Source organism: Pseudomonas taeanensis MS-3 (assembly GCF_000498575.2).
Classification (GTDB): Bacteria; Pseudomonadota; Gammaproteobacteria; order Pseudomonadales; family Pseudomonadaceae; genus Aquipseudomonas; species Aquipseudomonas taeanensis.
Genome location: NZ_AWSQ01000002.1, coordinates 347,203 through 371,641 on the forward strand (window position 1 = coordinate 347,203; position 24,439 = coordinate 371,641).

A 24,439-nucleotide genomic window follows, 5' to 3' on the forward strand; every position below is an offset into this window, starting at 1 on the left:
GTCTAAGGAATTGAATTGAGCAAGTCCCTGCAAGCCATTCGTGGCATGAATGACATCCTGCCTGAACAAACCCCGCTTTGGCGTTACCTTGAAGGCAGCGTCGCGAGTCTGCTGGATGGCTATGGCTATCGACAGATCCGCATGCCGATCGTCGAATTCACCGAGTTGTTCAAGCGCTCTATCGGTGAAGTCACCGACATCGTCGAAAAAGAGATGTACACCTTTGCCGACCGTAATGGCGATTCGCTGACCCTGCGTCCAGAGGGCACTGCTGCCTGCGTACGCGCGGTGCTCGAGCATGGCCTGGCGGGTGCTGGGCAAACCCAGAAGCTGTGGTACATAGGTCCTATGTTCCGCCATGAGCGACCGCAGAAAGGTCGCTACCGTCAGTTCCATCAGATTGGTGTCGAGGTGTTCAATCTCGATGGCCCGGACATCGACGCCGAGCTTATCGTGCTGACCTGGCGTCTCTGGGGTTTGCTCGGGATTCGTGATGCGGTGACTCTGGAGCTCAACAGCCTGGGCACCAGTGAGGCGCGCGCGACATATCGTGAGGCGCTGGTCGAGTATCTTGCTGCACGTGCCGATCAGCTCGATGAGGACAGCCGCCGTCGTCTGAGTAGCAACCCGCTGCGGATTCTTGATAGCAAGTCGCCTGAGACTCAGGCTCTGCTGATCGATGCGCCGAAACTGGCGGATTACCTGGATGACGAATCACGCGTGCACTTCGAAGGGCTGAAGGCGCGATTGGATGTGGCGGGTATTCCTTATGTGATCAACCCGAAGCTGGTCCGCGGTCTGGATTATTACAGCAAGACCGTGTTCGAGTGGGTCACCGACCAGCTCGGTGCACAGGGCACTGTATGCGCCGGTGGCCGTTACGATGGCCTGGTCGAGCAGATGGGCGGCAAACCGACACCGGGTGTGGGTTTTGCCATGGGTATCGAGCGTTTGGTGCTGATGGTCGAAACCCTGGGTAAAGTGCCGGCGGAAATCGCCCGCCAGATCGATCTGTATGTGTGTGCGTTTGGTGAACCGGCGGAGTTGGCCGCATTGAGTCTGGCCGAGCGTCTGCGTGACCAGTTGCCTGGTGTGCGTCTGCAGGTGAATGCCGGTGCGGGGAGTTTCAAGAGCCAATTTAAGAAGGCCGACAAGAGTGGCGCGCTGTATGCCCTGATCTTGGGTGAAGACGAACTGGCCCAGCAAGTGGTAGGTTGCAAGCCGCTGCGGGACCAGGGCGAACAACAGAGTATCGCTTGGGATGCTTTAGCCGAGCATCTGGCAACCTGTTTAGAACAGCCTTAAGGCAAACGCCGATTTAGCGAATAGGAGTATTGGGGTGGTTTCGCGTACCGATGATGAAGAGCTGGCGGTAGTCAAGGAGTGGTGGTCGCGCAATGGCAAGCCGCTGCTCACCGGTAGTGTGTTGGCGCTGGTGATAGTGTTTGGCTGGCAGGGCTGGCAAAAATACCAGGCCAACCAGGCGCAGAGTGCTTCGATGCTCTACCAGCAGTTGCTGGAAACCGCACTGAACCCGAGTGGTCAGCCCGATGTGGCTAAGGTTGCCGAGTTGACGGGCAAGCTCAAGAGCGATTTCGCGGGCACGCATTACGCCCAGTACGCCGGCCTGTTTGCCGCCAAAGTGGCGGTCGAGGCTGACCAGTTGGACGATGCCGCCGCTGAGCTGCAAGCGATTGTCGATGAGCCGGCGGATGATACCTTGGCTGAGCTGGCTCGCCAGCGATTGGCCCGTGTACTGGCCGCGCAAGACAAAGCCGAAGCGGCGCTCAAGCTACTCAATGGTGATGTCGATCAGGCGTATCTGGCTGGCCGCGAAGAGCTCAAGGGCGACTTGTTGGTAAAGCTGGGGCGCAGCGATGAGGCACATGCCGCCTATGTAAAAGCCAAGGCAGCACTGTCTGACGACGCCGCTGTGGGCAGTTTGCAAATGAAGCTAGACGACCTGGCGAAAGGGGATGCGTGACGTGATGCGCTGGAAAAATGCCGCACTGCTGGCTCTGGCCGTTTTGGTTGTGGGTTGCAGCAGCAACAGTAAAAAGGAATTACCGCCAGCTGACCTGCCTGACTTCACAGAAGAAGTGCAGCTGCAGAAAGAGTGGAGTCGTTCGGTAGGCGAAGGCCAGGGCGAAACCTTCAACATGCTGGTACCGGCTGTCGATGGCGAGAGTATCTATGCCGCTGACGTCGAGGGGCTGGTCATGGCGCTCGATCGTATGACCGGTAAGGTAATCTGGAAGCAGGACCTTGAGGTGCCAGTGTCCGGGGCCGTGGGTGCCGGTTATGGTCTGGTGTTGCTCGGTACCCTCAAGGGCGAAGTGATTGCCCTGGATACCAGCAATGGCGAGGAGAAGTGGCGAGCACGAGTCACCAGTGAAGTGTTGGCTGCGCCGGCGATTAACGGTGACGTGGTGTTGGTGCAGACCCAGGACGACCGCCTGATTGCACTCGATGCCGATACTGGTAGCCAGCGCTGGATTTACGAAAGCACCCCAGCAGTACTGACTCTGCGTGGCACCGGCAGTCCGGTGCTGACCAACCGTCTGGCGATTGCCGGTCTGTCCAGCGGCAAGGTCATCGCCCTTGACGCACAGCGTGGCTTGCCGGTGTGGGAACAGCGCGTGGCGATCCCGCAAGGGCGTTCCGAGTTGGATCGGGTTGTCGATATCGACGGTGGCCTGCTGCTTTCCGGTGGCACCCTGTATGTCGTCAGCTATCAAGGGCGGGTGGCCGCTCTGGAGCTGGAAAGCGGTCGTGTGCTGTGGCAGCGCGAAGCCTCCAGTTCGGTGGGGGTGGCACAGGGCTTCGGTAACGTCTATGTCAGTCTGGCCAGCGGCGCGGTCGAAGGCATTGATGAGCGTTCCGCATCGGCTCTCTGGAATAATGACGCCTTGGCCCGCCGGCAGTTGTCGGCACCTGAAGTGTTCTCCAGCTATGTGGCCTTCGGTGATCTGGAAGGTTACCTGCACCTGATCAGCCAGGTGGATGGCCGTTTTGTCGGGCGTGTTCGCGTTGACAGTGATGGTCTGCGTGCGCGTCCCTTGGTAGTGGGTGGTTGGTTGTATGCCTTCGGCAATGGCGGCAAGCTGGTTGCCCTGACCATTCGCTAACAGGTTTGACTAGGCTGCAATGCACTCAATGAGCGCATTGCAGCCATCGTGATGCCGCGATAATTTCCGGCCGCTGCCTGTGCAGCGGCTTTTGTATTTTTTGAAATAACGAAGTGGAGAGCCTCATGGTTCCCGTAATTGCCCTGGTGGGCCGCCCTAACGTTGGCAAGTCCACCCTCTTTAACCGCTTGACCCGGAGCCGCGACGCGATTGTCGGCGACCTGTCGGGCTTAACCCGTGATCGTCAATACGGTGAGGCGAAGTGGCAAGGACGGACCTACATCCTTATCGATACCGGTGGTATCTCCGGGGATGAGGAGGGCATCGACGAGAAGATGGCCGAACAGTCGCTGCAGGCGATCGAAGAGGCCGATGCAGTGCTGTTCATGGTGGATGCGCGGGCCGGGTTGTCGGCGGCCGACCAGATGATTGGCGAGCACCTGCGCAAGCGCAACAAGCACACCTTTCTACTGGTGAACAAGGTCGATAACCTCGACCCCGATCTGGCGCGCGCCGAGTTCAGCCCGCTGGGCATGGGGGAGGCACTGGCCATCGCCGGCGCCCATGGCCGCGGCATTACCCAGATGCTCGAAGCGGTACTGGGTGGTTTCCCCAAGGATGCCGGTGAGGAGGAGTCGCTCGAGGATGAGGAGGTCGCCGAGGGCGAGGAGGCCAAGCGGATTCCGGGTCCGAGTGAAAAGGATGGGATCAAGCTGGCGATCATCGGCCGGCCTAACGTCGGCAAGTCGACTCTGGTCAACCGCATGCTCGGTGAAGATCGGGTGATCGTCTATGACCAGCCCGGCACCACCCGTGACAGCATCTACATCCCGTTCGAACGCGACGATGAGAAATACACCCTGATCGACACTGCTGGGGTACGCCGCCGCGGCAAGATTTTCGAGGCGGTGGAAAAGTTCTCGGTAGTGAAAACCCTGCAGGCGATCCAGGACTCCAACGTCGTGGTGTTCGTCATGGATGCCCGTGAAGGGGTGGTCGATCACGACCTCAACTTGCTCGGCTTCGTGCTGGAAAGCGGTCGCGCCCTGGTCATCGCCTTGAACAAGTGGGATGGCATGGAGCCCGGCGAGCGCGATTACGTGAAGACCGAACTGCAGCGTCGGTTGTTCTTCGTCGAGTTCGCCGACATCCACTTCATCTCGGCCCTGCATGGCACAGGGGTCGGTCACCTGTACAAGTCGGTGCAGGCCTCGTTCAAGTCGGCGATCACCCGCTGGCCAACCAACCGCCTGACGCAGATCCTCGAAGATGCGGTCGGCGATCACGCGCCGCCGATGGTCAACAATCGCCGGATCAAACTGCGTTATGCCCACCTCGGTGGCGCCAACCCGCCGTTGATCGTGATCCACGGTAACCAGGTGGACAAGGTGCCCAAGGCCTATGTTCGCTACCTGGAAAATACCTACCGGCGCGTACTCAAGCTGGTCGGTACGCCGATTCGAATCGAGTTCAAGGGTGGGGAGAATCCCTACGAGGGCAACAAGAACACCCTCACTGACCGCCAGGTGAACAAGAAGCGCCGTTTGATGAGCCACCATAAGAAGGCCGAGAAGAAGCGCAAAGACAAGAAGTGATCCCGCTGCGCTTTTGCCCGCTAGAAGAGTCGAGCGGGCAGAGATGAGTGGCAGATTCGCCCGACTGTCTGCCCGCCGGCAGTGGCATTACTGAGTCGGGCTTGCTCGGTCTACAGAGGCACCTTCGGGTGCCTTTTGCGCATCTGGCCGATCGGCTATCCTGCCGCATCGACGACAGTCCTTGCCCGGATGCAATCCTGGTGCAGACTTATGGCGGTTGTAGGCGGGGCTGGCTGCGAGCAAGCCCGTACTGTCACGGAACCTGGAAGCGCCCATGATCAACAGCAAACTACCCAATGTAGGCACCACGATTTTCACCCGTATGTCGCAGTTGGCGATGGAAACCGGGGCGCTCAACCTGTCTCAGGGCTTTCCGGATTTCGATGGGCCGCAAGCGCTGTGCGACGCGGTGGGCCGGCATATCGCAGCCGGACATAATCAGTATTCGCCGATGACCGGACTGCCGGCCCTGCGCGAGCAGGTGGCGGCGAAGATCCAACGCTGCTACGGCCGTGCGGTCAGTGCGGACAGCGAGATCACCATCACCCCGGGCGCGACGCAGGCGATCTTCTGCGCGATTCAGACGCTGATTCGACCCGGCGATGAGGTCATCGTTTTCGATCCCTGTTACGACAGTTATGAGCCCGCAGTAGAGCTGGCCGGTGGGCGCTGTGTGCATGTCCCGCTGGGGCAGCCGGATTTTTCCATCGACTGGCAGCGTTTGAGCGATGCCCTGAGCCCGAAAACCCGCCTGATTATCCTCAACAGCCCGCATAACCCCAGCGGTGCGCTGATCTCGCGTACCGAACTGGACCACCTGGCTACGCTGATTCGTGATCGGGACATCTACCTGGTCAGCGATGAGGTCTACGAACATCTGGTGTTCGACGGCGCGCAGCATGTCAGTGTTGTGTCTCATGAGGAGTTGTATCAGCGCGCCTTCGTCGTCAGCTCATTCGGCAAGACCTATCACGTCACCGGCTGGAAGACCGGCTATGTGGTCGCGCCTGCGGCCCTCAGTGCCGAGCTGCGTAAGGTGCATCAGTACGTCAGCTTCTGCGGCGTTACGCCCTTGCAATGGGCGCTGGCCGATTTCATGGTCGAGCACCCCGAACATGTCGAACAGTTGCCGGCCTTCTACCAGGCCAAGCGTGACCTGTTCTGCGACCTGCTGGCCGACTCGCGCTTCAGCTTCACCCGCGCCGCCGGCACCTTTTTTCAGTTGGCCGATTATTCGGCGATTCGCGATGACCTGGACGACGTTGCCATGTCTGAGTGGCTGACCCGCGAGCATGGCGTGGCGACCATCCCGGTCTCGGTGTTCTACCAACAGGCGCCCAAGGACCTGCGTCTGGTGCGCTTCTGTTTTGCCAAGCGTGAAGAGACTTTGCGTCAGGCGGCGGAGAAGCTATGCGCGATTTAACCGGTTTGCCTGATCTCGAACTGGCGCTGATTCAGAGCGAGCTGGCCTGGCATGATCCTGTGGCCAATCGCGCGCACTTTCAGGCCTTGTTCGAGCAGGCGCGTGGCGTCGACCTGGTGGTGCTGCCGGAGATGTTCACTACCGGCTTCTCCATGGACTCTGCGGGTCTTGCTGAGCCGGAGGGTGGTCCAACCAGTCAGTGGCTGCTGGCGCAGGCAGTGCAGTTGCAGGCGGTGATCACCGGCAGCCTGATCATCCAGACCGCCGACGGCAGCTACCGCAATCGTCTGCTGTGGGCACGTCCCGACGGTTCTTTGGCGTACTACGACAAGCGCCATCTGTTTCGCATGGCCGGCGAGCACAAGCATTTCAGCGCTGGTGAGGAGCAGGTGCTACAGGAGCTCAAGGGCTGGCAGGTGCGTCCACTGATCTGCTATGACCTGCGCTTCCCCGTGTGGAGCCGTGATTCGCATGACACCGATTTGCTGCTGTATACGGCCAACTGGCCTGCCGCACGGCGTCAGCACTGGAACCGGCTGTTGCCGGCACGGGCCATCGAAAACCTCTGTTACGTTGCGGCGGTGAACTGTGTTGGCGCAGACGGTAAGGGCCACCCCTATAGCGGCGACTCTCAGGTGCTGGACTTTCAGGGCGACTCATTGCTGAATGCCGAAGCGGCGGCCGGGGTGTTCCGGGTCAGGCTGTCTGGCGCCGCGTTGGCTGCTTACCGCGAGCGTTTTCCGGCTTATCTGGATGCGGACGGCTTTCGGCTGAACATCTAACCCGGCTGCGCTCATCTCACCCTACGGACAAACAAACGCCGGGCAGTGCCCGGCGTTGTTGTCTGTGGCTATACCGCTCAGGCGGCTTGCGCCTCGGCTTGTTTCAGCGAACGGTTGAGGGCGCTGAACAGGGCACGAAAACTCGCGGTGGTGAGGTTTTCGTCGATGCCGACTCCATACAGCGAGCGGCCGCCGTCGACGCGCAGTTCGATGTACGCCGCCGCCTTGGCATTGGTGCCGGCGCCGATGGCGTGTTCGGCGTAGTCCATGATTTCCACGTCTACCGGCAAGCCGGCGACCAGGGCTTCCAGTGGCCCCTTGCCGATACCGCGCCAGTGTTGAGTGTCACCTTTGCTGATGACTTCCACGTCTACCGCGCTGGTGCTGTTCTCTTCCTGCAGGCGATGGCCCTTCAGCGCATAAGGCGCAGTGGCTTGCAGGTATTCGCTGTCGAGCAAGCTGTGGATCTGCTCGGCGCTCATTTCCAGACCCAGGCGATCGGTTTCCTTCTGTACTACCTGACTGAACTCGATCTGCATGCGTCGTGGCAGGCAGATGCCGTACTCCTGTTCGAGCAGGTAGGTGATGCCGCCCTTGCCTGACTGGCTGTTGACGCGAATCACTGCCTCGTAGCTGCGGCCGATATCGGCCGGGTCGATCGGCAGGTAGGGGACTTCCCAGATACCGTTGGCGTCCTGCTGGCTGAAGCCCTTGCGAATCGCGTCCTGGTGCGAGCCGGAGAACGCGGTGTGCACCAGGTCGCCGACATAGGGGTGACGCGGATGCACCGGGATCTGGTTGCACTCCTCGACCACCTTGCGCACGTTGTCGATATCGGAGAAATCCAGGCCCGGGTGAATGCCCTGGGTGTAGAGGTTGAGAGCCAGGTTGACCAGGTCGACGTTGCCGGTTCGCTCGCCATTGCCGAACAGGCAGCCCTCGACACGATCGGCGCCGGCCATCAGGCCCAGTTCGCTGGCGGCTACGCCCGTGCCGCGGTCGTTGTGGGTGTGCAGGCTGATCAATACGCTGTCGCGGCGGCTGATATGGCGGCCGAACCACTCGATCTGGTCGGCATAGACATTTGGCGTGGCCACTTCCACGGTTGCCGGCAGGTTGAGGATGGCCTTGTTGGCCGGCGTCGGTTGCCATACGTCGAGCACCGCATCGCAGACCTCAACGGCAAACTCCAGTTCGGTGGAGGTGAAGATCTCCGGCGAGTATTGAAAGGTCCATTCGGTGCTGGGTTGCTGCGCAGCCAGGTCTTTGATGATGCGCGCGGCATTCACGGCGATGCCGATTACCCCGGCTTTGTCCTGGTTGAAGACGATGCGCCGGAACGACGGTGCCGTAGCGTTATAGACGTGGACGATGGCTCGCTTGGCGCCCTTGAGTGACTCGAAGGTGCGGGTGATCAGGTCTTCACGGGCCTGGGTCAGCACCTGAATGGTGGTGTCTTCAGGGATGTGGCCTTCTTCGATCAGGCGGCGCACGAAATCGAAATCGGTCTGCGAGGCGGAGGGGAAGCCCACTTCGATCTGCTTGATGCCGACCTGCACCAGGGTCTTGAAGAAGCGCATCTTCTTCTCGGCATCCATTGGTTCGATCAGCGATTGATTGCCGTCGCGCAGGTCAGAGCTGCACCAGATCGGCACCTCGGTGATGGTCTTCGAGGGCCAGGTGCGATCCGGCAAGTCAATAGCCGGGAATGCGCGGTATTTGCTGGATGGATCTTTGAGCATGCTCATCTGAATGTCCTTTTAGCGACGGTCGCAGTCGGCGGGCCGTGCAGAATCTAGAAAGAGGGCGAGGCACTGGCGTGAGGGGTTAGCTACGCAGTTGCTGGCTGACCAGGCAGAGGTTGGCGTGTTGGCACAACAGAATAAGGGTGTGATTAGCGTTCATGGCGTCAACCCTATCTATGGCGCTCAAATCTGGCAAGCCCTCATAAAAAATTGGTGATAACGATCGCTAGGGTGAGTTTTGCGCAATTTTATTGCGTGGATGGCGGGCGCACTGCGTAGCGATTGTGCAGCTCATTTTCCTGCTCGCCCGAGTCGGGCGGGCAGGGCTGGCGGGCGCCGTCAGGGTAGGGTTGGCAGCGCCTGACTACGTCCCAGTTCGCGCATGTCCGCCCCGCTGGGATGCTGGAACACCCGCAAGTTGAACTCGGGGAGGATCGCCAGCATGTGGTCGAATATGTCCGACTGAATGCTCTCGTAACGTCCCCAGGACGTGGTGTTGGTGAAGCAGTACAGCTCCAGCGGCAAGCCATCTGCGGTGGGGCTGAGCTGGCGTACCAACTGGGTCATCTCCTGGTGAATGGCGGGGTGCTGGCGCAGGTAGTGCTCCACGTAGGCGCGGAAGGTGCCGATATTGGTGATGCGCCGGGTGTTGGCGGGCTCCTGGCTGTCGTCGGCCAGTTCGCTGTTCCAGCTGAGTAGCTCACTGTGCTTGCTCTTCAGGTACTGCTTGAGCAGCTTGAACCCTTGCAGGCGGGCGATAGCCTCCTGGTCGAGAAAGCCGATGCTGGTCTGATCCAGGTACAGGCAGCGCTTGATCCTTCGGCCACCACACTCCTGCATGCCGCGCCAGTTCTTGAAGGGGTCGGTGATAAAGCGGCGGGTTGGAATGGTCGTGATGGTCTTGTCCCAGTTCTGCACCTTCACGGTGTGCAGGGCGATGTCGATCACGTCGCCGTCGGCATTCAGTTGCGGCATCTCGACCCAGTCGCCGACGCGAATGATATCGCTGGAGGAAATCTGCACGCTGGCCACCAGGGACAGCAGAGTGTCCTGGAAGATCAGCATCAGCACGGCGGCCATGGCGCCCAGGCCGGACAGCAGGATCAGCGGCGAACGGTCGATCAGGGTGGCGACCATCAAAATTGTCGCGATGACAAAGGTCAGAATCTTCAGCACCTGCATATAGCCCTTGATAGGCCGAAGGTGAGCCTCGGGTCTGCGCTGGTAGAGGGTGTTGATTATGTCGAGCAGGGCGCTCAGGGCCAGGGCGATGGTCAGCACAATAAAGGCGCCGCAGACGTTGCGTACCACGCTGACCGCGCTGTCCGGCAAGTCCGGGATCAGTGTCACACCGCTCGACAGCACCAGGGCCGGGACTATGTTAGCCAGTCGCTTGATGATGCCGTTGTGCTGAATCTGTGCTTCCTGGCCGAACTGGGTGGCGTTTAGCACGCGGTAGAGACCGCGCACGAGGATGCGTTTGACGATCCAGTTGCACAGTATGGCGACCAGCACCAACAGGGCAGTCGCAGACAGGGTGAGCAGTTCGGGATGTTGTTGCAGCCAGTCAAGCCAGGTGGCAAGCGCTTGAGGCATATACAGCTCCGTGTCGGATTTTGAGTCAGTGGAGGAAGTGTGGTATCCGGTCTGTTAAGGCGAGCGCACCTTAGCAAACTGAATGCGCCTGCCCAAACCGAGACTGTAAGCGTGCATGACTCAGGGCTTGAACGCGCCGATAAAGATCGCCGGGTCGATGCGTGCGTCGTTGAGGCTGACATTCCAGTGCAGGTGCGGCCCGGTGGCGCGGCCGGTGGCGCCAACCTTGCCGAGTACGCCGCCACGCGGCAGTTCGTCGCCGAGCTTCACGCCGATTTCCGAGAGGTGACAGAACATGCTGATCAAACCCTGGCCGTGGTCGACGAATACCGTCTTGCCGTTGAAGAAGTAATCGCCGAGCAGAATCACCTTGCCGGCGGCCGGCGCCTTGATCGGTGTGCCGCGGCTCGCCGCGAAATCCAGGCCGGAGTGCGGGTTGCGTTCTTCACCGTTGAAGAAGCGGCGCAGACCGAAGGGGCTGGACAGTGGACCATTGACCGGCTTGTCGAACAGCAGGTTGCTCGGCTGGCGCGGGCTGAATTGCCGGTAGGCCCGGGTCTGTTCGGCCAACTCGCGGTTGATACGCTTGAGGTTGGCTTGGTTCGGGTTGACCTGTTGCTTGTTCTTAATGCTGATGCGTTGCTCTTGGTAGTGTTTGCTGCCCACCTCGAAGCCCAGCGTCTGCCTGCCATTGTGGTTCTGTAGCGTTATCTGCTGGGTGCCGGGCTTTGTGCTGAGCGGCAGGCCGACGATGGCAATCCAGCGCTTGGCGTCTTCGTGGATCACCAGTACGGGCTTGTCTTGATAGTGGGCGCGCGGCGCGCTGACAGCAGGGCCGAGGTCGATCACCGCGACGCCGCCGGGTACCGGCTGGTTCAGCAGGCGGCTGATAAAACCTTCGGCGTGGGTCGGCAAGGCGAGGCAGAAAACGAGTATCAAGAGCAGCAGGCGCATCATGTTTCCCTGAGTCGGGTGGAGGAACTAGGTCTCCCCCATCCACAGTTGGTTAATCCAGCAGCGAAAGTGTCACGGGTTCCAGGTGATTGTCCTCGACCCGTACATCCAGTTCGCCATCGGCCAGGCGGGCCTTGAGGCGTTGGCCTGGATGGGTGTCGGCGGCGCTGCGGATCGCGCGATGCCGCTCGTCGAGGAGAATGCTGTAGCCGCGGCCGAGGGTTGCCAGGGGGCTGACCGCGTTCAGCGTTTGCACCTGGCTTTGTAGTTGCAGTCGGCGCTGTTTCAGGCCTTCACGGATGGCGCGCGGCAGGCGCTCGGCGAGGCTGTCGAGGCGTTGGCGCAGCAGTTTCAGCGTGCGCCCGGGATGCTGGCCGGCGAGGCGTGTTTCCAGGCGAGCGAGGCGCTCGCGGCGGTTGTTCAGCTGACGCTCGAAGGCACGCTGCATGCGCATCTCCAGATCATCCAGTTGTTGCGCCTGCTGGCGCAGGCGTTCGCCGGGGTGACGCAGGCGCCGGCTCAGGCCGTCCAGGCGCATGCGCTCGCGCTCCAGGCGGTTTTGCATGCGCAGATGCAGACGGCGTTGCAGGTTGTGCAGGCGCTGTACCAGTTCGCTGCTGTCCGGTGCCAGCAGCTCGGCGGCGGCAGACGGCGTCGGTGCGCGGACGTCGGCGACGAAATCGCTGATCGAGACGTCGGTTTCGTGGCCCACGGCGCTGACGATAGGCGTGCTACAGGCGGCAATCGCGCGCGCCACGGCCTCTTCGTTGAAGCACCAGAGGTCTTCCAGGGAGCCGCCGCCGCGGGCCAGTATCAGTGCATCGAAACCCTTGCGGTCGGCCAAGTGCAGGGCGCGGACAATCTGTCCGGTGGCTTCGCGGCCCTGGACTGCGGTGGGAATCAGGGTCAGTTCGACCTGCGGTGCGCGACGGCGGAACACGCTGATGATGTCGCGAATAACCGCGCCGGTCGGTGAGCTGACAATGCCGATGCGCTTGGGATGCTTGGGCAGGGCGAGCTTGTTTTCGGCGGCGAACAATCCTTCGCCACTGAGCTTCTCCTTCAGGGCCTCGAAGGCCAGGCGCAGGGCGCCGTCGCCGGCCGGTTCGACCGTGTCGAGAATCAGTTGGTAATCGCCACGCCCTTCGAACAGCGAAACCTTGCCGCGCACCTTGACCGCCAAGCCGTCGCGCAGGGCCTGACGGACTCGGGCCGCGTTCTGTCGGAACAGCGCGCAGCGCACCTGCGCCTGACTATCCTTGAGGGTGAAATAAATGTGCCCGGAGGCCGGCTTGGCCAGGTTGGAGATTTCCCCCTCGACCCAGATGCCGGAAAACACATCCTCCAGCAGCAGACGTGCGCGGTTGTTGAGCTGGCTGACGCTGAGCACCTCACGGTCGAGGTTCAGGCGTTGAAAGGGATCTTTGATCATGGTCGGCATGATAAAGGCTTTGCCAAGCCTGCCATAGGCCGTTGACCTTGACCCAAGGCGTCAGCGGATTAAGCTGCGCGCCTTTTAATATCGACCTCGAGCGTTTCATGAGCGAGCAACAAGCCATCATCGTCCCGCAAATCTCCAGTTTCCCCGGGCATGAAGCCAGGTCGCGGGCCATCGTGCGTTGGCTGGTGCAGCAAAATATCATCGAGCAGCAGCTGACCACCTGTGGACGCAGCTTCAACAAAATGGCCTATGGCATTGCCCCGGGTGCCCGTCGGGTGGTGAGTCATCCGCATTTACTGCCGTTCGATCAGTCCGTGCGGGGGCTGGAAATCGTCTACAAGCGTTGCATCTTCACCCCGCAGCAGGGGTTTCTGGAGGAAGCGGGTTGTCCGCAGTGTCGTCAGGAGATCGGCGAGGCCTTGTTCGACAGCCTGGAGGAATGGATGCCCGGCCATACGGATAACTTTATTTGTCCGGAATGCGGGCACGAAGACGACATCAATGGCTTTCTATTCCTGCAGCCCTGCGGCTTTTCCAATCTGGGGTTTATCTTCAATAACTGGGCCGCGGCGGCGTTCAAACCCAGTTTTTTAGACGAATTCGCCGAGCGCTTGGGCTATCCGGTCTCTCTGGTACAGGTCGAATGCTGAGGCTCGGCGGCTATGGCGTTTGTCCTGTTCGTGACGAGCGGATGGCATAACCGATTCTTTGCATTGAGTGGGAGGGGACGCCTGAGTATAATGGCGCGCTTCCAATTTTCCCGTCCGGGAGCCCCCGCCATGCTGCGTATCAGTCAAGAAGCTCTTACCTTCGACGACGTTCTACTTATTCCAGGTTATTCCGAAGTTCTGCCGAAGGATGTCAGCCTCAAGACTCGCCTGACCCGTGGTATCGAACTGAATATCCCGCTGCTGTCCGCCGCCATGGACACCGTCACCGAAGCCCGTCTGGCCATTGCCATGGCACAGGAAGGTGGCATTGGCATCGTTCACAAGAACATGACCTCCGAGCAGCAGGCTGCCGAAGTGCGCAAGGTCAAGCGCTACGAGTCTGGCGTGGTCAAGGACCCGATCACCATCGACGCCGACGCCACTGTCGGTGATCTGTTCGAGCTGACCCGGCAGAACAATATTTCCGGCGTACCGGTGCTGTCCGATGGCGACCTGGTCGGCATTGTCACCTCGCGCGACGTGCGTTTCGAGAATCGCCTGGACGCCACTGTGCGTGAAGTGATGACGCCGAAAGAGCGTCTGGTCACGGTCAAGGAAGGGGTCGATAAGGAGATCGTGCGCGAGTTGTTGCACAAGCACCGCATCGAAAAGGTATTGATCGTCGATGACGCCTTCACCCTCAAGGGCATGATGACCGTCAAGGACATCGAGAAAGCCAAGGCTTATCCGCTGGCCAGCAAGGACGATCAGGGTCGTTTGCGCGTGGGTGCCGCCGTCGGTACCGGTGCTGATACCGCTGACCGGGTCGCCGCGCTGGTGGCTGCCGGTGTCGATGTGATCATCGTCGATACCGCTCATGGCCATTCCAAGGGCGTGATCGATCGCGTGCGCTGGGTCAAGCAAACCTTCCCCGAGGTCCAGGTCATCGGTGGCAACATCGCCACCGGCGATGCGGCCAAGGCGTTGGTCGAGGCGGGTGCCGACGGGGTCAAGGTCGGCATCGGTCCGGGCTCGATCTGCACCACGCGGATCGTCGCAGGTGTCGGTGTGCCACAGATTTCTGCGGTGGCCAACGTTGCGGCGGCATTGGAAGGCACTGGTGTGCCGCTGATTGCCGACGGTGGTATCCGTTTCTCCGGCGACCTGTCCAAGGCCATTGTCGCCGGTGCGTCCTGCGTGATGATCGGCTCGATGCTGGCCGGTACCGAAGAGGCACCGGGTGAAGTCGAGTTGTTCCAGGGACGCTCCTACAAGGCCTACCGCGGCATGGGCTCGCTGGGTGCCATGTCCCAGGCCCAAGGTTCCTCGGATCGTTACTTCCAGGACTCTTCCGCCGGTGCCGAGAAGCTGGTGCCGGAAGGCATCGAAGGGCGCGTGCCCTATAAAGGCACGATGTCCGGCATCGTTCATCAGCTGACCGGCGGCCTGCGTGCCTCCATGGGCTACACCGGCAGTGCCACCATCGAAGAGATGCGCACCAAGCCGGAGTTTGTCCGTATCACGGGTGCCGGCATGGCTGAATCACACGTGCATGATGTGCAGATCACCAAAGAGGCGCCGAACTACCGCGTCGGCTAAAAATGGATGTGCCGTTGCTGCGCTTGCACCGGCGGTGTTGGAGAGAAGCTCGAAATGCTCATTTGCTACAGCAAACTCCGCTTTCTCGCCTCTCTCCGCCTGGCCGGTCCTGCGCTCGCGACACGGCAAATCCATTTTTAAAGAGTTGAGAAAACATGGGGCTGTTGCTGTTGAGAAAAACGGGGCAGCCCCTTGTCATTTGTGAATTCCGCTGAGAGAAACGGCCATGGCCCCTGATATTCACGCCCATCGCATCCTGATCCTTGATTTCGGATCCCAGTACACCCAGTTGATCGCCCGCCGCGTGCGCGAGATCGGCGTGTACTGCGAGCTGCACCCGTTCGACATGAGCGACGAGGACATCCGCGCTTTCGCCCCGCGCGGCATCATCCTTGCTGGCGGCCCGGAGTCGGTGCATGAAGCCGACAGCCCGCGTGCGCCGCATGCGGTGTTCGATCTCGGGGTGCCGGTGCTGGGCATCTGCTATGGCATGCAGACCATGGCCGAACAGCTTGGCGGTAAGGTGCAGGGCTCGGATGTGCGCGAGTTCGGTTATGCCCGTGTCGATGTGGTCGGCAAGGGCCGCCTGCTGCAAGGCATCGAAGACCATGTCGATGACGACGGCGTATTCGGCCTGGACGTGTGGATGAGCCACGGCGACAAGGTCACCGCGCTGCCGGAGGGTTTCCATATCCTCGCCAGCACCCCGAGCTGCCCGGTCGCCGCGATGTCGGACGACCAGCGTGGCTACTACGGTGTGCAGTTCCATCCGGAAGTGACCCACACCAAGCAGGGCGGGCGCATTCTCTCGCGTTTCGTTCTGGAGATCAGCGGCTGTGAGGCCCTGTGGACCCCATCGCATATCGTCGAAGATGCCATCGCCCAGGTGCGCGCCCAGGTCGGCAGTGCCAACGTGTTGCTCGGCCTGTCGGGTGGCGTCGATTCCTCGGTGGTTGCGGCGCTGCTGCACAAAGCCATCGGTGATCAGCTGACCTGTGTGTTCGTCGACAACGGCTTGCTGCGCCTGCATGAAGGCGAGCAGGTGATGGCCATGTTCGCCGAGAACATGGGGGTCAAGGTGATCCGTGCCAATGCCGCAGAGCAGTTTCTTGGCAACCTGGCCGGCGAGGCTGACCCGGAGAAGAAGCGCAAGATCATCGGTCGCACCTTTATCGATGTGTTCGATGCCGAAGCGTCCAAGCTGCACGACATCAGGTTCCTCGCCCAGGGCACCATCTACCCGGACGTGATCGAGTCGGCTGGCGCCAAGACTGGCAAGGCTCACGTGATCAAGAGCCACCACAACGTCGGCGGCCTGCCAGAAGAAATGAACCTCAAGCTGGTCGAGCCCCTGCGTGAGTTGTTCAAGGACGAAGTGCGCAGGATCGGTCTGGAGTTGGGCCTGCCTTACGACATGGTCTACCGTCACCCGTTCCCGGGTCCGGGCTTGGGGGTGCGCATCCTCGGCGAAGTGAAGAAGGAGTACGCGGACATCCTGCGCCGCGCCGACCACATCTTCATCGAAGAGCTGCGCAACTTCGACTGGTATCACAAGACCAGCCAGGCCTTCGTGGTGTTCCAGCCGGTCAAGTCGGTTGGCGTGGTGGGGGATGGTCGTCGTTACGCCTGGGTCGTGGCCCTGCGCGCGGTGGAAACCATCGACTTCATGACCGCGCGTTGGGCGCACCTGCCTTACGAGTTGCTGGAAAAAGTCAGCAACCGCATCATCAACGAGATCGAAGGCATCTCGCGCGTCACCTATGACGTGTCGAGCAAGCCGCCCGCTACCATCGAGTGGGAGTGATCTAAGACGACAAGGGCAGCTCAGGCTGCCCTTGTCGTTTCTGGCAATCGCTGCGGCAATCTGTCCCGTCCCTGGGGTCGCCAGTGGCAGCGCTTAAATGAGAAGATGTTGCAATTGGTGGCCCGGATGACGTCCGGGGTGATGTTCTCCCGGGTTTCATCCGGGTTATGGAAATGAATATGTCTTTTACCCGCAGACAGATGCTTGCCGGCCTGGCCGGACTCGGCGTGGTCGGCCTTGGTGCCGGTGGCGCGCGTTACTGGCTGGGCCGCCCGTTCGACCGGAAAACCCATGACTATGAGTTGATCGCCGCGCCGCTCGACCTCGAACTGGTGCCCGGTCATACAACCCCGGCGTGGGGCTACGGTGGGCTGGCGCCAGGTGCGGAGATTCGTGGCCGACAGGGCGATGTGTTGCGCGTGCGCTTCATCAACAAGCTCGAGCAGCAGACCACCATTCACTGGCACGGTATCCGTCTGCCACTGGAAATGGACGGGGTGCCCTATGTCTCGCAGTTGCCGGTGCTGCCGGGCGAGTACTTCGACTATCAGTTCGTCACGCCCGATGCGGGCAGCTTCTGGTATCACCCGCACACCACCAGCTCCGAGCAACTAGGCCGTGGCCTGGTCGGCCCGCTGGTGATCGAAGAGCGTGAGCCGAGCGGCTTTAGCCATGAGCGTACGCTGAGCCTGAAGAGTTGGCATGTGGATGAGCAGGGCGCGTTCACCGCGTTCAGCGTACCGCGAGAGGCTGCGCGTGAGGGTACGCGCGGTAGGCTTGCCACCATCAATGGCGAGCATGCGCCGAGCTTGTCGCTGCCGGCCGGTCAGGTGGTACGACTGCGTCTGATCAATGTCGACAGCACCGTCACTTACCGGCTTAATCTGCCGGGTGCCGAGGCGCGCATCTATGCCCTGGATGGCAATCCGGTTGCGCCGAGGCCGTTGGGCAAGGAGTACTGGTTGGGGCCGGGCATGCGCCTGGATCTGGCGCTCAAGGTACCGGCTGCGGGAACCGAGTTATCCCTGCGTAATGGCCCGCTGCGCCTGGCGACTCTGGTCAGCGAGGTCAGTAATGAACCGCTTGGGGACTGGCCTGCCGCGCTGCCAGCCAACCCTATTGCCGAGCCGGATCTGGCTAAGGCCGAGACTCTGCGCTTCAACTTCGAGTGGACCGCGGCACTCTCCGAGAACGTCGAAAATGCGGGTTACCGTTACTGGCAGATCAACGGCCAGGCCTGGAATATCAACGACAAGACCTGCGCGGATCGGCCGATTGCGACCCTCAAACAGGGCGGGCACTATATCTTCGTGCTACGTAACATGGCCCAGTACCTGCACCCCATCCATCTGCACGGCATGACCTTCAAGGTACTGGATTCGGATCGGCGCAAGATCACCCCGTATTACACCGACACCTATCTGCTGGGTAAGAACGAGACTGCACGTATCGCCCTGGTGGCCGACAATCCGGGGGTATGGATGTTTCACTGTCATGTCATCGATCATATGGAGACCGGTCTGATGGCCGCGATTCAGGTCAGCCCATGAGGAAAGCTACTGCGCAAGCTGACTGCTGTGTTGGGCGGTACTCGCTCCTCGCCTATCTACCTGATATGTCTCGTCGCTGCGTTCCGTCCGCCTTGCTCTCGGCTCGCTCGCGACGCTTGCTTCTGGGGTTCGAGTAATGCGTCAGCCGAAGATTATCGACAGAAGCCAGGACCAGCACTTTATGCGTGAGGCGCTGGCCTTGGCTGCCGAGGGCGCTGTATTGGGTGAGGTGCCGGTTGGCGCAGTGCTGGTGCACGATGGCGAGATCATCGGGCGCGGCTTCAATTGTCCGATCTCCAGCCATGATCCCAGTGCTCACGCCGAAATGGTGGCGGTTCGCGCAGCTGCGCAAAGCCTGGCCAATTACCGTCTGCCCGGCAGCACCCTGTACGTGACGCTGGAGCCATGCAGCATGTGTGCGGGTTTGATCGTGCACGCACGGATTCAGCGGGTGGTGTATGGCGCCACCGAGCCCAAGGCGGGTGTAGTGCTGAGCCGCGGCGAGTTTTTCAGTCAGGCCTTTCTCAATCATCGGGTGTTGATCGAGGGAGGCGTGCTGGCCCAGGAGTGCGGAGCGGTGTTGAGCGAGTTCTTCAAGGCTCGACGCGGTCGTTAGGGTCGCAGTAGGGCGGGGTGTTACAGCGGGGGTGTGTCTTCCAGTAGCTGGGTTTTATTGATCCCGGGCAGATGGGTGCCGCTTGCAGCCACTTGGCTGCCCTCCAGTTGCGGCTGAGTGACCCAGGTGAGGATGTCGTAATAGCGGCGGATGTTGCGCACGAAGTGCACCGGTTCGCCACCGCGGGCGTAACCATAGCGCGTCTTGCTGTACCACTGCTTCTCCGCCAGGCGTGGCAGGATCTTCTGCACGTCCAGCCATTTATTCGGGTTCAGGCCCTCGGCCTCGGTGAGTTTGCGCGCATCTTCCAGGTGGCCACCGCCGACGTTGTAGGCGGCCAGTGCAAACCAGGTGCGATCGGGCTCCTCGATGCTGTCAGGCAGTCGTTCCTTCACCCGCACTATGTATTTGGCGCCTCCGTCGATGCTCTGCTTGGGGTCGAGACGGTTGGATACACCCATGGCCTGGGCGGTGCGCAGGGTCAGCATCATCAAGCCGCGCACTCCGGTTTTCGAGGTGGCGGTCGGTTGCCAGAGCGATTCCTGATAGCCCATGGCGGCCAGGAGGCGCCAGTCCAGGCTGTTGCTCTGCGCCGCCTGGCGGAAGTGTTTTTCGTAGCGCGGTAGGCGTTGTTGCAGGTGTTTGGCGAAGGTGTAGGCGCCAACGTAGCCCAGTACATCGACGTGGCCGTAATAGCGCTGCTTCAAGCGTTTCAGGCTGCCGTTCTGTTCGGCGCGGAGCAGAAAGGCGTTGATCTCGTCGAGCAGGCTGTTGTCCTCGCCGGGGGCCACGGCCCAGCCCAGGCCAAGCGAATCGCCCAGGTCGAAGGCAGTGCGCACGTTGGGGAAATACACCTGGTTCATCGCCAACTCGTTGGAGTCGACCAGGGTCAGGTCGATCTGTCCTTCGTCGACCATGCGCAGCAGGTCGACAACTTCCACGGCGGCGGACTCTTCGTAATTGAGTTCGGGCAGCTCGACTTTCAGGTCTGCCAGTTGCTCGGCGTGGCTGCTGCCCTTGAGTACCAGGATGCGTTTGCCGATCAGGTCTTGCGGGCGAGTGGGGCGGCGCTCGCCGTTGCGGTAGATGACTTGCGGGGTGACTTCTAAATAAGGAAGGGAGAAGCGCGCCTGCGTTCGTCTCCCAGTACTTTCTACCAGGCCGGCGGCGGCCAGCGCGGGTCCGTTGGCCTTGCTCAGACTGGCAAAGAGTTCATCGAGGTTGTCGGCGGTTTCGATTTTCAGCTCAAGGCCCAGGTCGTTGGCGAAGCGTTTGACCAGCTCGTATTCGAAGCCGGTTTCGCCGTTACGATCCTGAAAATAGGTGGCCGGGCTGTTGCGGGTGATCACGCGCAGCACACCCTCCGCCTGAATGCGTTCGAGTGTGCTGGGTTCTTCAGCACAGCCACCGAACAGCAGGAGGATTCCGATCGCTGACAGCCAGCGCATGCAGCGTGCACGGAACGCAGATTGGGCAAACATTGGCGCAGTATACGCAAAGCTCTCGGCGCGCCATATCTCGACAGCAGCAGGCTTCTCTGCTAATCGTTTTTGCGAGCGTGGATGCTCAGTCACGGGTGCCGTGGCGAGCGCTTTAGGCTAGAATGCACGGCCTCAAAGTACACCCCTTCCCAGAGGCTGTCCCCGATGTTGATCCTGCGCGGCGCTCCCGCCCTTTCTGCTTTCCGCCACGGTAAATTGCTTGAGCAACTGACCAGCAAAGTACCCGCTGTGACTGGGCTGTACGCCGAGTTCGCGCATTTTGCCGAAGTGACCGGTGTGCTCGCCGCCGACGAAGAGCAGGTGTTGGCTCGTCTGCTGAAGTACGGCCCGAGTGTGGCCGTGCAGGAGCCTCTAGGGCGCCTGTTCCTCACCGTGCCGCGCTTCGGCACTATCTCACCGTGGTCGAGCAAGGCCAGCGATATCGCCCGCAACTGCGGCCTGGCCAAGATCCAGCGCATCGAGCGCGGCATCGCCTACTACGTTTCCGGCGAGCTTGACGAGGCCGGGGCGCAACAGGTTGCCGACGTGTTGCATGACCGCATGACGCAGTTGGTATTGGGTGCACTGGAAGATGCAGCATCGCTGTTCAGTCACGCCGAACCCAAGCCGTTGACGGTGGTAGATGTACTGGTCGGTGGCCGCGCCGCCCTGGAGCAGGCCAACGTCGAGCTGGGCCTGGCCCTGGCCGAAGATGAAATCGACTATCTGGTCAGCAGTTTCACCACCATGGGGCGCAACCCCCATGACATCGAATTGATGATGTTTGCGCAGGCCAACTCCGAGCATTGTCGGCACAAGATCTTCAATGCCAGCTGGGACATTGATGGCGAGAGCCAGGAAAAGTCTCTGTTCGGCATGATCAAGAACACCTATCAGATGCACAGCGATGGCGTGTTGTCCGCTTACAAGGACAACGCCGCAGTGATCGTTGGGCATACCGCCGGACGTTTCTATCCGAACGCCGAGACCCGTCAGTACGGTGCGACCGAGGAGCCGGTGCACATCCTGATGAAGGTGGAAACCCACAATCATCCGACCGCCATTGCGCCGTTCCCTGGCGCCTCTACTGGTTCCGGCGGCGAGATTCGCGACGAAGGCGCTACCGGGCGCGGTGCCAAGCCCAAGGCCGGCCTGACCGGGTTCACCGTCTCCAATCTGCAGATTCCCGGTTTCGAACAGCCTTGGGAGGTCCCGTACGGCAAGCCCGAGCGCATCGTCACCGCCCTGGACATCATGATCGAGGGGCCGCTGGGTGGCGCCGCGTTCAACAACGAGTTCGGTCGCCCGGCGCTGACTGGCTATTTCCGCACCTTCGAGCAGGCGATCCAGACGCCGCGCGGTGAAGAAGTGCGTGGCTACCACAAGCCGATCATGCTGGCCGGCGGCATGGGCAACATTCGCGCCGAGCATGTGCAGAAGGCTGAGATCACCGTCGGCTCCAAGCTGATCGTGCTCGGTGGCCCGGCCATGCTGATTGGTCTGGGCGGCGGTGCCGCTTCGTCGATGGCCACCGGCACCAGTTCGGCCGACCTGGATTTCGCCTCGGTACAGCGCGAGAACCCGGAAATGGAGCGTCGTTGCCAGGAAGTGATCGACCGCTGCTGGCAGCTTGGCGAGCACAACCCGATCAGCTTCATTCATGACGTCGGTGCCGGTGGCCTGTCCAATGCCTTCCCCGAGCTGGTCAACGATGGTGGCCGTGGTGGACGTTTCGAGTTGCGCAACGTGCCGAATGACGAGCCAGGCATGGCGCCCCATGAGATCTGGAGCAACGAGTCGCAGGAGCGCTACGTCATGGCGGTCGGTGCGGCTGACTTCGAGCGCTTCAAGGCGATCTGCGAGCGTGAGCGCTGTCCGTTCGCGGTAGTCGGTGAGGCGACCGAGGAACAGCATTTGACCGTTACCGACAGCCATTTCGGCAACAACGCGGTGGACATGCCGCTCAACGTGCTGCTCGGCAAAGCGCCGCGCATGCACCGCAGTGCCGACCGTGAAGCCGAGCTGGGCGATGATTTCGATGCCAGTGCTCTGGACATCGACGAGGCGGTTATCCGTGTGCTACGTCACCCGGCCGTGGCCAGCAAGAGCTTCCTGATCACCATCGGCGATCGCAGTATCACCGGCCTGGTGGCTCGCGATCAGATGGTCGGTCCGTGGCAGGTGCCGGTGGCCGATTGTGCGGTTACCGCCACCAGCTTCGATGTCTATACCGGTGAAGCCATGGCCATGGGCGAGCGTACCCCGCTGGCCCTGCTCGATGCCCCGGCATCTGGACGCATGGCGATCGGCGAGACCCTGACCAATATTGCGGCCTCGCGCATCGACGCTATCTCCGACATCAAACTGTCCGCCAACTGGATGGCCGCGGCCGGTCATCCGGGTGAGGATGCGCGTCTGTACGACACGGTCAAGGCTGTCGGCATGCAGCTGTGCCCTGAGCTCGGCATCACCATTCCGGTGGGCAAGGACTCGATGTCGATGCAGACCCGCTGGCAGGACGAAGGCGCGGAGAAGAGCGTCACCTCTCCGCTGTCGTTGGTCGTCACCGGCTTTGCCCCAGTCAGCGATATTCGCAAGACCTTGACCCCGCAACTGCGCATGGACAAGGGTGTAACCGACCTGATCCTGATCGACCTGGGCCGTGGGCAGAACCGAATGGGCGCCTCGATTCTCGCTCAGGTGCATGGGCAGCTCGGTCGGCAGGCGCCGGATGTCGATGACGCCGAAGACCTCAAGGCGTTTTTTGCGGTGATCCAGGGCTTGAATGCCGACGGTTACCTGCTGGCTTACCATGACCGCTCTGACGGCGGCATGCTGGTCAGCGCGCTGGAAATGGCCTTCGCCGGACACTGTGGCCTGAATCTGTACCTCGACTCGCTGGCCGATAATAGCCAAGAGCTGGCCGCCGTGTTGTTCAACGAAGAGCTGGGCGCGGTCATTCAGGTACACCAGGATGCCACCCCCGAGGTGTTGGCGCAGTTCAGCGCCGCCGGCTTGGGCGACTGCGTGGCGGTGATCGGTCAGCCGGTCAACAACGATGAGGTCGCAATCAGCTTCAACGGTCAGCCGGTATTTGCCGGTCAGCGTCGATTGTTGCAACGCCAGTGGGCAGAAACCAGCTACCAGATTCAGCGTCTGCGCGATAACGTCCAGTGTGCCGATCAGGAGTTCGATGCTCTGCTGGAAGAGGACAATCCAGGCTTGAGTATCAAACTCGGCTTCGATGTCAACGAGGACATCGCAGCGCCCTACATCAAGAAAGGCCTGCGCCCGCAAATCGCCGTACTGCGCGAGCAGGGCGTCAATGGTCAGGTGGAAATGGCTGCGGCCTTCGATCGCGCCGGTTTCAATGCGATCGACGTACACATGAGCGATATTCTCGCCGGTCGCGTCGATCTGGACGCGTTCAAGGGGTTGGTCGCTTGCGGTGGCTTCTCCTATGGCGACGTGCTCGGGGCCGGTGAGGGTTGGGCCAAGTCGATCCTGTTCAACAACCGTGCGCGGGATGCCTTCAGTGCCTTCTTCGAGCGTAATGACAGTTTCAGTCTGGGCGTATGCAACGGTTGCCAGATGCTCTCCAACCTGCACGAACTGATTCCCGGCAGCGAGTTCTGGCCGCATTTCGTGCGTAACCGCTCGGAGCAGTTCGAGGCGCGCGTGGCCATGGTGCAGGTGCAGGAGTCGGCATCGATCTTCCTGCAAGGCATGGCTGGATCGCGTATGCCGATCGCCATCGCTCACGGCGAAGGGCATGCCGAGTTCGAGAGCGAGGAGGCCTTGCTCGAGGCCGATCTGTCCAGCTGCGTGGCCATGCGCTTCATCGATAACCACGGCAAGGTCACCGAGACCTATCCGGCCAACCCTAACGGTTCGCCGCGCGGGATTACCGGCCTGACCAGTCGCGATGGTCGGGTGACCATCATGATGCCGCACCCGGAGCGGGTGTTCCGCGCCGTGCAGAACTCCTGGCGTCCCGAGGAGTGGCAGGAAGATGCCGGCTGGCTGCGCATGTTCCGTAACGCTCGCGTGTGGGTGGACTGACCCTGGTGGCGCG

Annotated in this window: 17 protein-coding genes; 12 read left to right on the plus strand and 5 right to left on the minus strand. The window is 61.2% G+C overall.

Features of this window, described 5'->3' with window-relative positions; genetic code table 11:
• The first annotated feature begins 15 nt into the window (after positions 1 to 15).
• From hisS to TMS3_RS09705, 6 genes are all read left to right on the plus strand, one after another.
• Entirely contained in the window at positions 16 to 1,305 is a 1,290-nt protein-coding gene (gene hisS / locus TMS3_RS09680) for a histidine--tRNA ligase (protein WP_025165072.1), read from the plus strand.
• Between the two features lie 34 nt (positions 1,306 to 1,339).
• Positions 1,340 to 1,984, plus strand: coding sequence for a tetratricopeptide repeat protein (locus TMS3_RS09685; protein WP_025165073.1), 645 nt, complete (start codon positions 1,340 to 1,342; stop codon positions 1,982 to 1,984).
• Position 1,985: 1 nt separating this feature from the next.
• The gene (gene bamB, locus TMS3_RS09690; protein WP_200929643.1) at positions 1,986 to 3,128 is read left to right on the plus strand and encodes an outer membrane protein assembly factor BamB; all 1,143 of its coding nucleotides are present in this window, start codon (positions 1,986 to 1,988) and stop codon (positions 3,126 to 3,128) included.
• 125 nt (positions 3,129 to 3,253) lie between these two features.
• Complete coding sequence (gene der / locus TMS3_RS09695) at positions 3,254 to 4,723, plus strand: ribosome biogenesis GTPase Der (RefSeq protein WP_025165075.1); 1,470 nt, start codon at positions 3,254 to 3,256, stop codon at positions 4,721 to 4,723.
• Positions 4,724 to 4,997: 274 nt separating this feature from the next.
• Positions 4,998 to 6,146 carry a pyridoxal phosphate-dependent aminotransferase gene (locus TMS3_RS09700; RefSeq protein WP_025165076.1) on the plus strand — a complete coding sequence of 383 codons (1,149 nt, stop codon included), beginning with the start codon at positions 4,998 to 5,000 and terminating at the stop codon, positions 6,144 to 6,146.
• Complete coding sequence (locus TMS3_RS09705; protein WP_025165077.1) at positions 6,134 to 6,928, plus strand: amidohydrolase; 795 nt, start codon at positions 6,134 to 6,136, stop codon at positions 6,926 to 6,928. Before TMS3_RS09700 ends, TMS3_RS09705 begins: the two co-directional genes overlap by 13 nt.
• Positions 6,929 to 7,005: 77 nt before the next feature.
• On the opposite strand, the gene leuA is transcribed toward TMS3_RS09705, so the two are convergent.
• The 4 genes from leuA to xseA form a co-directional block, all read right to left on the minus strand.
• Entirely contained in the window at positions 7,006 to 8,676 is a 1,671-nt protein-coding gene (gene leuA / locus TMS3_RS09710) for a 2-isopropylmalate synthase (protein WP_025165078.1), read from the minus strand.
• A gap of 336 nt (positions 8,677 to 9,012) precedes the next feature.
• On the minus strand, positions 9,013 to 10,269 hold the full coding sequence (locus TMS3_RS09715; RefSeq protein WP_025165079.1) for a mechanosensitive ion channel family protein: 1,257 nt from the start codon (positions 10,267 to 10,269) through the stop codon (positions 9,013 to 9,015).
• A gap of 120 nt (positions 10,270 to 10,389) precedes the next feature.
• Positions 10,390 to 11,226 carry a peptidoglycan DD-metalloendopeptidase family protein gene (locus TMS3_RS09720; RefSeq protein WP_025165080.1) on the minus strand — a complete coding sequence of 279 codons (837 nt, stop codon included), beginning with the start codon at positions 11,224 to 11,226 and terminating at the stop codon, positions 10,390 to 10,392.
• A gap of 49 nt (positions 11,227 to 11,275) precedes the next feature.
• Positions 11,276 to 12,655, minus strand: coding sequence for an exodeoxyribonuclease VII large subunit (xseA, locus tag TMS3_RS09725; protein ID WP_025165081.1), 1,380 nt, complete (start codon positions 12,653 to 12,655; stop codon positions 11,276 to 11,278).
• A gap of 107 nt (positions 12,656 to 12,762) precedes the next feature.
• Between xseA and TMS3_RS09730 the strand changes: the two genes are divergently transcribed.
• From TMS3_RS09730 to tadA, 5 genes are all read left to right on the plus strand, one after another.
• The gene (locus tag TMS3_RS09730; protein ID WP_025165082.1) at positions 12,763 to 13,314 is read left to right on the plus strand and encodes a hypothetical protein; all 552 of its coding nucleotides are present in this window, start codon (positions 12,763 to 12,765) and stop codon (positions 13,312 to 13,314) included.
• A 129-nt stretch (positions 13,315 to 13,443) separates the two neighbouring features.
• On the plus strand, positions 13,444 to 14,913 hold the full coding sequence (guaB, locus tag TMS3_RS09735) for an IMP dehydrogenase (RefSeq protein ID WP_025165083.1): 1,470 nt from the start codon (positions 13,444 to 13,446) through the stop codon (positions 14,911 to 14,913).
• 226 nt (positions 14,914 to 15,139) lie between these two features.
• Positions 15,140 to 16,717, plus strand: a complete 1,578-nt coding sequence (guaA, locus tag TMS3_RS09740; protein WP_025165084.1) for a glutamine-hydrolyzing GMP synthase — start codon at positions 15,140 to 15,142, stop codon at positions 16,715 to 16,717.
• A 179-nt stretch (positions 16,718 to 16,896) separates the two neighbouring features.
• On the plus strand, positions 16,897 to 18,267 hold the full coding sequence (locus TMS3_RS09745; RefSeq protein WP_025165085.1) for a multicopper oxidase family protein: 1,371 nt from the start codon (positions 16,897 to 16,899) through the stop codon (positions 18,265 to 18,267).
• A gap of 136 nt (positions 18,268 to 18,403) precedes the next feature.
• On the plus strand, positions 18,404 to 18,883 hold the full coding sequence (tadA, locus tag TMS3_RS09750) for a tRNA adenosine(34) deaminase TadA (protein ID WP_025165086.1): 480 nt from the start codon (positions 18,404 to 18,406) through the stop codon (positions 18,881 to 18,883).
• A 20-nt stretch (positions 18,884 to 18,903) separates the two neighbouring features.
• Here the strand turns inward: tadA and mltF are convergent, their stop codons facing one another.
• Positions 18,904 to 20,364: a membrane-bound lytic murein transglycosylase MltF gene (gene mltF, locus TMS3_RS09755; protein ID WP_025165087.1), complete on the minus strand. Its 1,461-nt coding sequence runs from the start codon at positions 20,362 to 20,364 to the stop codon at positions 18,904 to 18,906.
• Positions 20,365 to 20,529: 165 nt separating this feature from the next.
• On the opposite strand from mltF, the gene purL reads away from it, so the two are divergent.
• On the plus strand, positions 20,530 to 24,426 hold the full coding sequence (gene purL, locus TMS3_RS09760; protein ID WP_025165088.1) for a phosphoribosylformylglycinamidine synthase: 3,897 nt from the start codon (positions 20,530 to 20,532) through the stop codon (positions 24,424 to 24,426).
• Positions 24,427 to 24,439 lie beyond the last annotated feature (13 nt).